This window comes from Inquilinus sp. OTU3971 (genome assembly GCF_038440215.1).
Map to the genome: position 1 here is coordinate 1 of NZ_JASATH010000232.1, position 11,709 is coordinate 11,709.

Consider the following 11,709-nt stretch of genomic DNA (forward strand, 5'->3'; position numbering starts at 1 on the left):
CCCTCGGGGAGAGGGAGGGGGCCGGCGCCGAAGGCGACGGGAGGGTGAGGGGGCTTGCGCCGGCGGATCCGGCGGCAAGTCGGTCCCTCAATACTGGCTACGCCTCCCCGACACGATGTGGATGATCCCAGCCGGGTCGGAGATCCAGAAGCCGTCGAAGCCGTCGGGCAGGCGTTCGATCTCGTCGCGGCGGGCGACGCCGGCGGCGGCGAGATGCCCGGCCGCCTGCGGCACGTCGTCGGCCACGATCTCCAGCCACAGCTCGGCCTGGCTGAGGGCGTCGACCCGGTCGATCCACAGCTGGTTGGCGCCGAACTCGAAGCCGACCGCCGGCGGGTGGTTGTCGAGCGGCTTGAGGCCGATCACGTCGCGGTAGAAGCGGACCGTGGCGTCGTACTGGTGCGGCGGCACCTTCAGCGCGATGTTGCGGCCGCCGGCGAAGGTCGCGGTCATGGAGTCCCTCCGGTCGTCAGGCCGAGGCGATGCGCTGCTCGTATTCGGCCTCGAGCGGCGTGTGGGTGATGAAGAAGGGCTGCGGCACCCGGCCGTTCATGCGGTCGACCAGAATGCCGAGATGGGTGTGCCAGCCGCCGGCCGCGCTCGCCATCTTGTCCCGCCCGAGGCGGCGGTGGGTCAGCACCAGCAGCACGTCCTCGCCCCGCGGCGTCAGCTCGAAGGTCACCTCCGACTCCTGGCCGGCCGGGCCGGGCCAGCTATGGGCCAGCAGCCGCGGCGGCTCCCAGCGCGTGACCCGGGCGGTGGAGCTGGCGCCCTTCTCCAGCGACTTGTACTTGGCCGGGATCTCGTCCGGCAGCGGCGATAGCTCGGAATGCAGGAAGTTCAGCTCCACCTGTCCGCCGACGCGCGGCTCGACAGCGCCCCTGGCCAGCCAGAGGCCGCGCTTGTCGGACTCCGTCAGAAACGACCAGACCCGCTCGATCGGGCCCGGTAGCAGCCGCTCGAACCGGACCGTGTCGGCGGCGATCAGGGTGCCGTAGTCGCTCATGATGTCTCTCCCGTGTCGGTGGGGGGCGGGGCGGCGCGCAGCTGGCGCTCCAGCTCGTCCAGCCGGCCGCCCCAGAAGCGGCGGATGCGGCGCAGCCAGTCGTCCATCGCGTCGAAGCCCTTCTGATCGAGCGTGTAGATCCGCCGCTGCGCCTCGGGCCGGACCGTGATCAGCCCGGCCTCGCGCAGCACCTTGAGATGCTGGGAGACGGCCGGCCCGCTCATCGCGAACTCGCCGGCGATCTCGCCGGCCCCGCGCTCCCCCGCCGCCAGCATCTCGACGATGCGGAGCCGGGTGGGGTCGGCAAGGGCAGCGAAGGGTTGCATGAGTCTCTTATGAAGTTTTCACTTAAATAAGTCAATCCTTAAATTAAATCGTCATTGTGAGCGGCTGGCGCTGTCTTCAGGCCGCCGCGGCCGCCGGCACCTCGACCAGGCGTCCGGGCGCCGAGCCCTCCTTCTCGATCCGCCAGCGGCGGTCGTGGAAGGCGGCGACCTTGGGGTCGTGCGAGATGGTCAGCCAGGTGGTGCCGGGCAGCCGGTCGCGCAGCAGCGCGAACATCCGCTGCTCGGTCCCCTCGTCCAGGGCGCTGGTGGCCTCGTCGAGGAACAGCCAGCCCGGCTTGGCCAGGACCGCCCGGGCCACCGCCAGGCGCTGCTGCTCGCCGGGCGACAGGCGGCGAGCCCAGTACTCCTCCTGCTCCAGCGCCGGCACCAGATGGCCGAGATCGACCGCCCGCAGCGCCTCGGTCGCCGCTTCGGCGGAGATCTCCTCGGGCTTGGCCGGATAGGCGACGGCGGCGTGCAGCGTGCCCAGCGGCAGGTAGGGCCGCTGCGGCAGGAACAGCACCTTGGCGTCCTTCGGGATGCGGATGCGCGCCTTGCCGAAGGGCCAGATCCCGGCCAGGGCGCGGAACAGCGTCGACTTGCCGGCGCCGGACGGGCCGGTCAGCAGCAGCCGGTCGCCGGGGCGGACCGACAGGCCGCCGCCCTCGACCAGCGCCTGGCCGTCGGGCAAAGCGAGCTGGACGGAGTCGATGGCGAGGTCGCCGCGGGGCTCGGCCGCGACGTCGATCTCGGCCGAGCGCGCCTGGGCCTTGGCCGCCTCGAGGCTATTGCGGAAGCCGGTGAGACGGTCGACGGTCGCCTTCCATTCGGTCAGCGACTGGTAGGCGCTGACGAACCAGGACAGGGAGTCCTGGACGTTGCCGAAGGCTTGTTGGACCTGCAGGAACCCGCCAAGCTCGATGGTCCTGGCGAAATACTGTGGTGCGGCCAGGATGGCGGGGAAGACGACGGAGGCCTGGCCGTAACCGAAGGTCAGGAAGCCCAGCTTCTTCTGCCGGCTCATCAGCTGGTACCAGTTGACCATCACCCCGCCGAACAGGCGCAGCAGCCCCTGCTTCTCGCTCATTTCGCCCGCATACAGCGCGATCGCCTCGGTGTTCTCGCGGAACCGGACCAGGCCGAAGCGGAAATCCGCCTCCCGCTTCTGCTGCTGGAAGTTCAGCCCAATCAGCGGGCGGCCAACGAGATGCGTCAGCGCGGTGCCGACCACGGCATAGACGATCGCGGCCCACATCATGAAATGAGGGATGACGATGTCGTTGCCGAACAGCGGGATCGTCAGCGGCGCCGACAATGCCCACAAGATCACGGCGAAGGAGACCAGGTTCACCACATTGCCGAGGAAGCTGAGGCTGAGGGTCAGGGTGCCGTCGACGAATTGCTGGATGTCCTCGGAGATGCGCTGGTCCGGGTTGTCGGTGGCGCCCGCGGTCAGCTGCTGGCGGTAATAGGCCCGGTCGGCCAGCCATTCGCCCAGCAGGTGGTCGGTCATCCAGCGCCGCCAGCGGATGCGCAGCCATTGCCCGAGATAGGCGGCATAGACGCTGCGCAGGACATGGGCGGTCGCCAGGCCGCCGAAGATCGCCAGCTCACGCCAGAAGGCCGCCTGATTGTAGTCCTGCAGAGCTTGGTAGAAGCGGTTGTACCAGAAGCTGAACTGCACGCTCAGGAACACGGCGCCCAGGGTGAAGGCGACCACCACCACCAGCAGCCCGATCGCCGGCCATTTCTCCTTCGACCGCCAGAACGGCATCAGCAGGGCGAAGAAATCCTTCCAGAACCGGCGTGTGCTTGGCTTCATCGGGTGCGTCCGCCGCGCGGCGGATCCTCGGCTGCGACTGCAACCGTGATATCCCCCGCGGGCGGGCCGCACCCGTGAATTTCACGTAAGTTTCCCGTAATCCGGACGTTATCTGCGCAGGCCGGACAGGATTTCGTCCCGCTCCGCCGTGGTCCACGTCCCTGGTGCCAGGTCGCCCAGCTCCAGCCCGCCGAGGGCGACGCGGACCAGGCGCAGGGTCGGGTGGCCGACCGCCGCAGTCATCCGCCGCACCTGGCGGTTGCGGCCCTCGGTCAGGGTCAGCCGCAGCCAGGCGGTCGGGATCGACTTCCGGGCCCGGATCGGCGGGTCGCGCGGCGGCAGGTCCGGTTCCTCCGCCAGCCGCTCGATGCCGCAGGGGCGGGTCGGGCCGTCGGTCAGGGCGATGCCGCCGGCCAGGGCCGCCAGCGCCTCCTCCGCCGGGTCGCCCTCGACCTGGGCCAGATAGGTGCGGGGGTGGCCGTGCTTCGGGTCCAGCAGGCGCTTGATCAGCGGCCCGTCATCGGTCAGCAGCAGCAGACCCTCGCTGTCGGCGTCCAGCCGGCCGGCGGCATAGATCCCGGGCGGCAGGCCGAACTCGTTCAGGCCGCGCCAGCGCCCCTCCGGCGTGAACTGGCTCAGCACGCCATAGGGCTTGTGGAAGACGACGTAGCGGCACTGGTCCGGCTCCGGCGAGGGGCGCTTGCGCCGCTCCTCGCGCCAGCGTTCGCCCGGCTTGGCCGACACCGGCTTCGCTGCTCCGGCATCGCCGGCGATCTTGCGCGACGAGGTCAGCGGGCCGCGCGTCCGGCGGCGCGGCGCTGGTGCCTCGGCCGGCTCGGCGCGCTCCTCCGGCACCGGGCCGCGTGGGCGGCCGCGCCGGCGCGGGGTGGCTTCTTCAGCCGGCTCCTCGCCGTCCCACAGCCATTCCGGAATAGCGGCGCGTGCAGCCTCCTGCGGCGTGGTTGCTTTCGACCGCGATCCGCGCGGCTTGCCGGGCGCGGGCCGGCGGCCGGCCGCGGCCGGGCCGGACCGCTTCCCGCCGCGAGGCGCCTTCTCGTCGTCGGCCTTCGCGGCGGCGAGGCGGGACGGCGTCTTGCCGTCGCGGGGCGGCCGACGCCTCGGCATCGCCTCCGGCTCATCCTGCCGGGCACTACGGCCACCGGCAGCGCGCGCGGTGCGGCGGGGAGCGCGTTCGGCCTCCTCGCGGTCCGCAGGGGCTCCGCGGGACGGCCTGTCGGGGCGCCGGGTGTCCCGCGCCGGCCGCTCGGCCTGGGCTCCGGCTCGGCCGGCGGGCTTGCGTCCGCGCGGCGGGCGCCGCTCGTCGCCGTCGCCGGCTTCGGAGGATCGGCCGGGGCCGCGCATGCGTCCGGCGCCGGATTTCGGGGGGCGCGGGGGGCGGCTCATGCCGTGGCCTGCCGGCGCAGGAAGGCGGCCAGATGGTCGATCTCGGCCCGCATCGCCTCGACATTGCCGGCCATGTGCAGACAGGCGTGGATCATGCCGCGCCACAGCCGGAATTCGTGCGGCCGTCCGTCCACGGCCAGGCGATAGGCAAGCTGTTCACTGTCGGTCCTCAGGCAATCGTACTCCGCCGCGGTCAGGTACAGCGGCGGCAGGCCGGCGAGATCGGCGTAGAGCGGCGCGGCCAGCGGCGTGCGCCGGTCGGTGCCGGCCGGGACATAATGGCCCCAGAACCACTCCATCTCGGCAGTCGACAGGAAGTAGCGGTTATCGCCGCCATACGCCAGATGCGATGGCGTGTCGTGGTCGGGCGCGAACACGCCATAGACCAGCGCCGCCCCGCGCAGGGGCCGCTCGCCGGCGTCGCGCAGCGCCAGCAGGGTGGCGAGCGACAGGTTGGCCCCGGCGGAATCGCCGGCGATCACCAGGCGGTCGGGGTCGATGCCCCAGTCGCGGCCCTGGGTGGCGAGCCAGCGTACCGCCGCGACGCAATCCTCGAGCGGGGCCGGGAACGGATGCTCCGGCGCCAGCCGGTAGCCGAGGCTGACCACCTTGAGGCCCGAACGCTGCGCCAGCTCCCGGCACACGCCGTCATGGCTGTCCAGGTCGCACAGCACCCAGCCGCCGCCATGGATGTAGACGATCGCCGGCGACGGGTCGGTCGTGCCGGGGTCGTAGAAGCGTGCGGCGATCGGCCCCGCCGCGCCGGGCAGGGTGCGGTCCTCGACCCGGGCCACGGCCGGTGCGTGCTCGTTCAGGAGCGGCAGGACCGAGGCCATGGCGCGCCGCGCTTCGGCCGGCGACAGTCGCTCGGCCGGTGGTGTGTCGCCGGAAACAGCAGCGATCCGCTCAAGCATCGTAATGATCTGCGGGTCGGCCGCCATGATCCGGCCTTCTTTACTTGATGAAACCGATCGCCGCCCGGCTGGTGGGAACCAATAGATCGATGCAGCGTTCGACCGCTGCGTCCCCCGCCTTGCAGGTCAACACGTCGTTCAACAGCACACGGCCGAAATTACCGCAATCATGACCGGCGATCTCGAACACCTTGACCATGGTCTTGTCGGCGCTCAGCGGGGCCATGTCCACGGCCAGCTGGTCAACGATGATGCCCTTCGGGTCGAACACCACGAGGTCGAGCTGCAGGTTGCTGTAGCTCCGGCTGGTGCCGTTGTGCATGACCATGAAGGCCCGGCAGCCATTGTTGCCGGGTTCGAGCTTGTTCAGCTCGATGTCGATCGCCTCCTTCGGTGCCGACTCGGCGGCGGGCTTGTCCTGCGCCAGGGCCGGAAAGGCGGCAATCGCGATAAAAAAAGCGAAAAAACGTGCCGGGCGAACCCAGGCGGAACGGCGGATTTCAGCGGTTTTGCGGGACATATGGCCTTCCGTCGGTCTGGACTCGCAGGGCGCGCCATGATACCCGCGCCCCTCGTGACCGCAATGAAATGCACTTGGGCGGTCGGTGTTCCCGGAATCGTTGAGACCATTCCCGGGCCCGATCGCCGGCGCAGAGCGTTGCCCCGTCTCCCGGCGGCGCCGGGCGGAGTGTGCCCGGATGGGCTCCGCCCGACGCGCCGACAAGGGGGAGGTCGGGCATGACGTCGAAGGGCCTCCTTCTTCTGTCGATCGCGCTGGTCGGGGCTACCGCCCTCGGCGGCGCGATCGCGATCGATTCCGCGCGCCCGGCATTGCCGCCCGTCGTCGCCGTCGATCTCGCCGGGATCGCGGTCGAGCCCGCGCATGTGGTCGACCCGGCCGAGGCGGTGCGGCCGCAGCCCGCCGTCGCCACGATGCGGCGCCTGGCCGAGATGTCTCCTGCCCCCGCACCGCACGCCGACCCGCTGCAGGTCTTCTTCGGCTCCGCCTTCGCCGCGGTGCCGCGCCTGCCCGAGCCGGAGCCGCCGCTCGACCCCTGGGCCGATGCCCTGCAGCAGGTGACGCGCCCGGCGCCGGAGCCGCAGGAAGTCGAGCCGTTGCTGGTGCCGGTCAGCCTGCCCGGCCCCGGTGCCGAGGCCGCGCGGCTCGACCTGCCGGCCCGCCTGGCCGACCTGGTGCCGCTGCCGGGGCAGCCGGTGGCCACGCCGCCGGTGCAGGCGACCACCGAGCCGCCCCTGGCCCCGGCCGAAGGCTTGGCGGACACGGCGCCGGTGGCGCCCGTCACCCCGCCGGCGGTGCAGTCCGGCCCCGCGACCCTGATCGATGTCGCGCCGAACGAGGCGAAGCCCGTGGTCGTCGCCTCGCTGGGGCCGACGGCGGGCCTGCTGGCCGAGACCGCGGCCGCGTCTCCCGCATCGATCGCGCCGGTGGCCGCGGTGGCGCCGGCCACCGCCGATCCGGTCCCGTCCCAGCCTGCCGTGCCCACCTCGTCCGGATCGGGGCAGGCGATGGTCGCGGCCGACGCCGTGTCCATGGTGCAGCCCGCCGCGCCCGGCGCGGCGCCGGTCTGGGCCCGGCCGCGCTCCTCGCTGCTGCGGGTCGACCGGCCCGAGCCGGAAGAGACCGAGCGGCTGGATGTCGCCCTGGCCCGCGCCGTGTCGCTGATCGAGCCGGCGGGCGCGCCCTGGCTGCGCGACGCCGAGGCCGACGGCGCCGGCCGCCGCCTGACCGGTTGCGGTCCGGGCGACCTGGCCTGCACCATCTTCGTCTCCGCCCGCGGCACCGCGCTCGACCAGCCCTCGCCGCTGCTGCGGCAGTACGGGGCGGCGCCGATGAGCATCGGCGGCGTGGCCCTGCCGGCCGAGCCGACCCAGGCGGAGCGGGCGCTGCGCTGCCTCGCCTTCACCGCCTATACCGAGGCCGGCAACCAGGGCACGCGCGGCATGGCGGCCGTGGTCTGGGTGGTGATGAACCGCATCGCCGTGGCCAATGATTTCGGCGAATCGCCCTGCGAGGTGCTGGCCGATCCGGGCCAGTTCGAGCCGCTGTCGCGCCCGCGCTTCCGCGCCTTCGCCAAGGCCGTGCGCGCCGGCGCCATGCCGCAGTTCCCGCAGCCCCTGAGCGCCCAGGACGAGATCCTGCAGCGCACCGCGCGCCTCGTGGTCTGGCAGATGCTGGACGGCTATTTCGCCGACGACCCGACCGACGGCGCCCAGTACTTCTTCGCCCCGGCGGCGATGCGGGCGCTCGGCCGCGGCATGCCGGCCTGGACCAACCGCTTCCGCCGCACCGCCTCGATCGGCGACCACGTCTTCTACCGGCCGAAGCGCGGCGGCTGAATCCGGCCGGCGGGGGTAGTCGGTTCGACACCCCGCACCACCTTATCTGCAGGCCGGGACCATCGGGCGGCTTGCCCTGAAATCGTCACGAATCTTTCCTGGCCCCGGCCTTTCGGCCGACCTAGAACGGATGTGATGGCTGCCACCAACCCCGCTTCCGCGACACCTTCCCTCGGTTCGGTCCTCCTGGCCGTGGCGCCGCTGCTGTTCAGCGCCGCGATCATGATCATGGGCAACGGGCTGTTCGGCACGCTGATTGCGGTGCGGATGGATCTCGACGGCTTCGATGTCGGCACCATCGGGCTGGTGCTGGCCTTCTATTCCGGCGGCTTCGCCCTCGGTACGCTGATCTGCCCGCGGATCGTGCTGCTGGTCGGTCACATCCGCACCTTCGCCGCCTTCGCCGCCATCGCCTCCGCCGCGGCGCTGTTCCATGCCCTGTGGGTCGACCCGATCGTCTGGGCGGCGCTGCGACTGGTCACCGGCATCAGCATGGCGGTGCTGTTCACCATCATCGAAAGCTGGCTGAACGCCCGCGCGGTGAACGCCGTGCGCGGCCGGGTGATGTCCTCCTACATGGCGGTGAACTACACCGCCTTCGGCCTGTCGCAGCCCTGGCTGACGGTGATGGACCCGGCCGGCTTCGCCCTGTTCTCGGTGGTGGCGATGCTGGTGTCGCTGTCGCTGGTGCCGCTGTCGCTGACCCCGGTCGAGACGCCGCCGGTGATCAAGGTCAAGCGCTTCGGCCTGCGTGCCCTGATCGCGATCTCGCCGCTCGGCGTCGCCGGCTGCTTCTCGGTCGGGCTGATCAGCGCCGCCTTCTCCGGCATGGGGCCGGTCTACGCCCGCACCATCGACCCGTCGCCGGACTGGATCGCCAGCTTCATGATGACGGCGATCTTCGCCGGCTTCCTGCTGCAATACCCGGTCGGCCGGCTGTCCGACCGCTTCGACCGGCGCCAGGTGTTCCTCGGCATCACCATCGCGCTGGCCCTGATCAGCGCCGCGCTGGCGCTGTTCGGCGGCACCTCGATGACGCTGCTGCTGGTGCTGCTCGCGGCCTTCGGCGGGCTGTCCTACACCATCTATCCGCTGAGCCTCAGCCACGCCAACGACTTCATGACGCCGGAGCAGCTGGTGCCGGCGGCCGCCGGCCTGCTGCTGTGCTACGGCACCGGCGCGGTGTTCGGGCCGATCGTGGCGTCGCGGGTGATGCAGCTGCTGGGCCCGGACGGGCTGTTCGTCTGGACCGGCTCGGTCGCGGCGCTGCTGGCGCTGTTCACCGTCTACCGCATGACCCGGCGCGCGGCGAAGCCGAACGAGGAGCAGGGCAGCTTCGTCTCGGTCGCGCCGACCACCACGCCGGTCGCCGCCGAGCTCGATCCGCGCGCGCCGGACGAGACGCCGCCGACCATGCGCGACGCCGCCTGAGGGGAACCGCCATGCTGACCCGCCGCCGCCTGCTGACCACGGTGCTTCCCGCCGCCGGGATGGCCGCGGCGGGGCTCGGCGGGGTGTGGCCGGCACGGGCCCAGGACCCGCTGTTCTTCCGCATCGGCACCGGCACCACCGGCGGCACCTATTTCCCGATCGGCGGCATCATCGCCGGCGCCATCTCCGGCCCGCCGGGCCTGCCGCCCTGCGGCAGCGCCGGCGGCAGCTGCGGCGTCTCCGGCCTGATCGCGGTGGCCCAGGCCAGCGCCGGATCGATCGACAACATCCGGCGGATCCGCGACGGCGAGTTCGATTCCGGCCTGTCCCAGGCCGATGTCGCCTTCGCCGCCTATGCCGGCGAGGGGCCGTTCGCCGGCCAGCCGCCGGTGACCAGCCTGCGCGCCATCGCCCATCTGTTCTCCGAATTCGTCCATGTCGTGGTGCCGGCGGACAGCCCGGTGCAGTCGGTGGCCGACCTCAAGGGCAAGCGCGTCTCGGTCGGCGCCGAAGGCTCCGGCACGATCTACGACATCCGCCTGATCCTCGCCGCCTTCGGCCTGAAGCAGACGGATGTGACCGAGGTCTATGAGCGGCCGGAGCCCTCGGCCGACCTGCTGGCCGAAGGCGGGCTCGACGCCATGGTGATGACCGGCGGGCCGCCGCTCGGGGTGATCGCCGACCTGGCGCGGCGGCGGCCGATCCGGCTGCTGCCGGTCACCGGGCCCGAGACCGAGGCGCTGATCGCCAAGGTGCCGTTCTTCACCCAGGAGCCGATCCCCGCCGGCCTCTATGACGGCGTCGCCGCGGAGGTGCCGGCCCTGTCGGTCGGGGCGATCTGGCTGGTGGCGGAGCGGATCGAGGAGGCCACGGTCTACGAGATCACCCGCGCCCTGTGGCAGAAATCGACCCTGGACCTGCTGGCCGCGGGCCATCCGCGCGGCAAGGAGATCTCGATCGAAGGCGCCACGCGCGGCCTGGGCGTGCCGCTGCATCCCGGCGCTGCCCGCTACTATGCCGAGCATGCGGTGCTGAGCCTGCCCGCCCGGGCCACGCCCTGAACCGAAGCCCGGCGGGCCGGACGACGCGGCACATTCATCCAGTTGAAATATGCGGGCGGACCCCGTAGAACTGGCGGTACATCAGGAGTTGGGCACTGCCCGACGCCAACCTGCTTCCCGAGCAAGGTGGCGCCCCCGAGAGGGGGGATGTGGTCGAACCGACAACCAAACGGGTCCATCCACAATTCGGTCCTGCCCACGACACGCGGAACAGAACCGAAGCGAAATGCCGATCAAGATTCCGAACGACCTGCCCGCCCGGTCCGTCCTCGAAGCGGAGGGGGTCATGGTGATGCTCGAGGCGCAGGCGGTGCGGCAGGACATCCGGCCGATGCGGATCGGTCTGCTGAACCTGATGCCGAACAAGGTCAAGACCGAGACCCAGTTCGCCCGGCTGCTCGGCGCCTCGCCGCTGCAGGTCGAGCTGACGCTGGTCAAGATGACCAACCATGTCCCGCGCAACACGCCCAGCGACCACATCCTGTCCTTCTACCGCGACTGGCAGGACGTCCGGACCGAGAAGTTCGACGGCTTCATCGTCACCGGCGCGCCGGTCGAGACGATGCCGTTCGAGCAGGTGACCTACTGGGACGAGCTGCGTCGGGTGTTCGACTGGACGCAGACCAACGTCCATGGCTGCTTCAACATCTGCTGGGGGGCCCAGGCGGCCGTGCATCATTTCCACGGCGTGCCCAAGCATGCGCTGCCCGAGAAGAAGTTCGGCGTGTACCGCCACCGCATCATCGAGGCGGCGTCGCCCTATCTGCGCGGCTTCTCCGACGATTTCACCATCCCGGTGTCGCGCTGGACCGAGAACCGGCGCGAGGACATCCCGGCCGCCAGCGGCATGAAGGTGCTGATGGAGTCGGACGATGCCGGGCTGTGCCTGCTGGAGGATTCCGGCCGCCGGTCGCTGCACATGTTCAACCATGTCGAGTACGACACCGACACGCTCGGCGACGAGTATTTCCGCGACATCGCCGCCGGCAAGACGATCGCCCTGCCGCACGACTATTTCCCGGAGAACGACCCCGAGCGTCGACCCCAGAACCGGTGGCGCAGCCACGCCCATCTGCTGTTCGGCAACTGGATCAACCAGATCTACCAGACCACGCCGTACGAGGTCGACGACATCGGCCGGGGCTAGACCGGACTGAACTGAGATCGGGTTACGTCGGCGCATTCGGCCAGGCCTGACACGATGTCGGGCATTGCCTCTCCCGCCTGGCGGGAGAGGTCGGGCGTCCGCAGGACGGCCGGGTGAGGGCTGGTCCCGGCCTCGACGAAGTCCCCTCACCCGGAGCCGCTTCGCGTCTCCGACCTCTCCCGCATGCGAGACCTTTTCACAATAGCGGCGACCCGTTCCTTTTTAGTTCCCCCTCCCCTT

Annotated in this window: 11 protein-coding genes and 1 riboswitch; of the genes, 4 read left to right on the forward strand and 7 right to left on the reverse strand. The window is 71.1% G+C overall.

Going from position 1 to position 11,709, the window contains the following annotated elements:
* Positions 1 to 87: 87 nt before the first annotated feature.
* The 7 genes from AAHM41_RS35395 to AAHM41_RS35425 form a co-directional block, all read right to left on the reverse strand.
* Positions 88 to 453 (reverse strand): hypothetical protein, encoded by a 366-nt coding sequence (locus AAHM41_RS35395; RefSeq protein ID WP_342241334.1) that lies wholly within the window; start codon positions 451 to 453, stop codon positions 88 to 90.
* Positions 454 to 469: 16 nt separating this feature from the next.
* Positions 470 to 1,006: an SRPBCC family protein gene (locus AAHM41_RS35400; RefSeq protein WP_342241335.1), complete on the reverse strand. Its 537-nt coding sequence runs from the start codon at positions 1,004 to 1,006 to the stop codon at positions 470 to 472.
* A complete protein-coding gene (locus AAHM41_RS35405) occupies positions 1,003 to 1,332 on the reverse strand; it encodes an ArsR/SmtB family transcription factor (protein WP_342241336.1) in 330 nt (109 codons plus the stop codon). Before AAHM41_RS35405 ends, AAHM41_RS35400 begins: the two co-directional genes overlap by 4 nt.
* 76 nt (positions 1,333 to 1,408) lie before the next feature.
* Positions 1,409 to 3,154 carry an ABC transporter ATP-binding protein/permease gene (locus AAHM41_RS35410; protein ID WP_342241337.1) on the reverse strand — a complete coding sequence of 582 codons (1,746 nt, stop codon included), beginning with the start codon at positions 3,152 to 3,154 and terminating at the stop codon, positions 1,409 to 1,411.
* Between the two features lie 108 nt (positions 3,155 to 3,262).
* Entirely contained in the window at positions 3,263 to 4,279 is a 1,017-nt protein-coding gene (locus AAHM41_RS35415) for a pseudouridine synthase (protein ID WP_342241338.1), read from the reverse strand.
* A gap of 275 nt (positions 4,280 to 4,554) precedes the next feature.
* A complete protein-coding gene (locus tag AAHM41_RS35420) occupies positions 4,555 to 5,499 on the reverse strand; it encodes an alpha/beta hydrolase (RefSeq protein WP_342241339.1) in 945 nt (314 codons plus the stop codon).
* Positions 5,500 to 5,512: 13 nt separating this feature from the next.
* Positions 5,513 to 5,992, reverse strand: a complete 480-nt coding sequence (locus AAHM41_RS35425; RefSeq protein ID WP_342241340.1) for a Tat pathway signal sequence domain protein — start codon at positions 5,990 to 5,992, stop codon at positions 5,513 to 5,515.
* A 218-nt stretch (positions 5,993 to 6,210) separates the two neighbouring features.
* Between AAHM41_RS35425 and AAHM41_RS35430 the strand changes: the two genes are divergently transcribed.
* The 4 genes from AAHM41_RS35430 to metA all read left to right on the forward strand — a co-directional run bounded on the left by AAHM41_RS35430 (position 6,211) and on the right by metA (position 11,469).
* Complete coding sequence (locus tag AAHM41_RS35430) at positions 6,211 to 7,830, forward strand: cell wall hydrolase (RefSeq protein ID WP_342241341.1); 1,620 nt, start codon at positions 6,211 to 6,213, stop codon at positions 7,828 to 7,830.
* 135 nt (positions 7,831 to 7,965) lie between these two features.
* Positions 7,966 to 9,261, forward strand: a complete 1,296-nt coding sequence (locus AAHM41_RS35435; protein WP_342241342.1) for an MFS transporter — start codon at positions 7,966 to 7,968, stop codon at positions 9,259 to 9,261.
* An 11-nt stretch (positions 9,262 to 9,272) separates the two neighbouring features.
* Positions 9,273 to 10,322, forward strand: a complete 1,050-nt coding sequence (locus tag AAHM41_RS35440) for a TAXI family TRAP transporter solute-binding subunit (protein WP_342241343.1) — start codon at positions 9,273 to 9,275, stop codon at positions 10,320 to 10,322.
* 73 nt (positions 10,323 to 10,395) lie between these two features.
* Positions 10,396 to 10,501: riboswitch (SAM-I-IV-variant riboswitch) on the forward strand.
* Between the two features lie 47 nt (positions 10,502 to 10,548).
* Positions 10,549 to 11,469, forward strand: a complete 921-nt coding sequence (metA, locus tag AAHM41_RS35445) for a homoserine O-acetyltransferase MetA (protein WP_342241344.1) — start codon at positions 10,549 to 10,551, stop codon at positions 11,467 to 11,469.
* Positions 11,470 to 11,709 lie beyond the last annotated feature (240 nt).

Excerpts from the sequence above, each read along its gene's own strand:
- AAHM41_RS35395 (WP_342241334.1), bottom strand. The coding sequence starts at position 453 with ATGACCGCGACCTTCGCCGGCGGCCGCAACATCGCGCTGAAGGTGCCG.
- AAHM41_RS35400 (WP_342241335.1), bottom strand. The coding sequence starts at position 1,006 with ATGAGCGACTACGGCACCCTGATCGCCGCCGACACGGTCCGGTTCGAG.
- AAHM41_RS35405 (WP_342241336.1), bottom strand. The coding sequence starts at position 1,332 with ATGCAACCCTTCGCTGCCCTTGCCGACCCCACCCGGCTCCGCATCGTC.
- AAHM41_RS35410 (WP_342241337.1), bottom strand. The coding sequence starts at position 3,154 with ATGAAGCCAAGCACACGCCGGTTCTGGAAGGATTTCTTCGCCCTGCTG.
- AAHM41_RS35415 (WP_342241338.1), bottom strand. The coding sequence starts at position 4,279 with ATGCCGAGGCGTCGGCCGCCCCGCGACGGCAAGACGCCGTCCCGCCTC.
- AAHM41_RS35420 (WP_342241339.1), bottom strand. The coding sequence starts at position 5,499 with ATGGCGGCCGACCCGCAGATCATTACGATGCTTGAGCGGATCGCTGCT.
- AAHM41_RS35425 (WP_342241340.1), bottom strand. The coding sequence starts at position 5,992 with ATGTCCCGCAAAACCGCTGAAATCCGCCGTTCCGCCTGGGTTCGCCCG.
- AAHM41_RS35430 (WP_342241341.1), top strand. The coding sequence starts at position 6,211 with ATGACGTCGAAGGGCCTCCTTCTTCTGTCGATCGCGCTGGTCGGGGCT.
- AAHM41_RS35435 (WP_342241342.1), top strand. The coding sequence starts at position 7,966 with ATGGCTGCCACCAACCCCGCTTCCGCGACACCTTCCCTCGGTTCGGTC.
- AAHM41_RS35440 (WP_342241343.1), top strand. The coding sequence starts at position 9,273 with ATGCTGACCCGCCGCCGCCTGCTGACCACGGTGCTTCCCGCCGCCGGG.
- metA (WP_342241344.1), top strand. The coding sequence starts at position 10,549 with ATGCCGATCAAGATTCCGAACGACCTGCCCGCCCGGTCCGTCCTCGAA.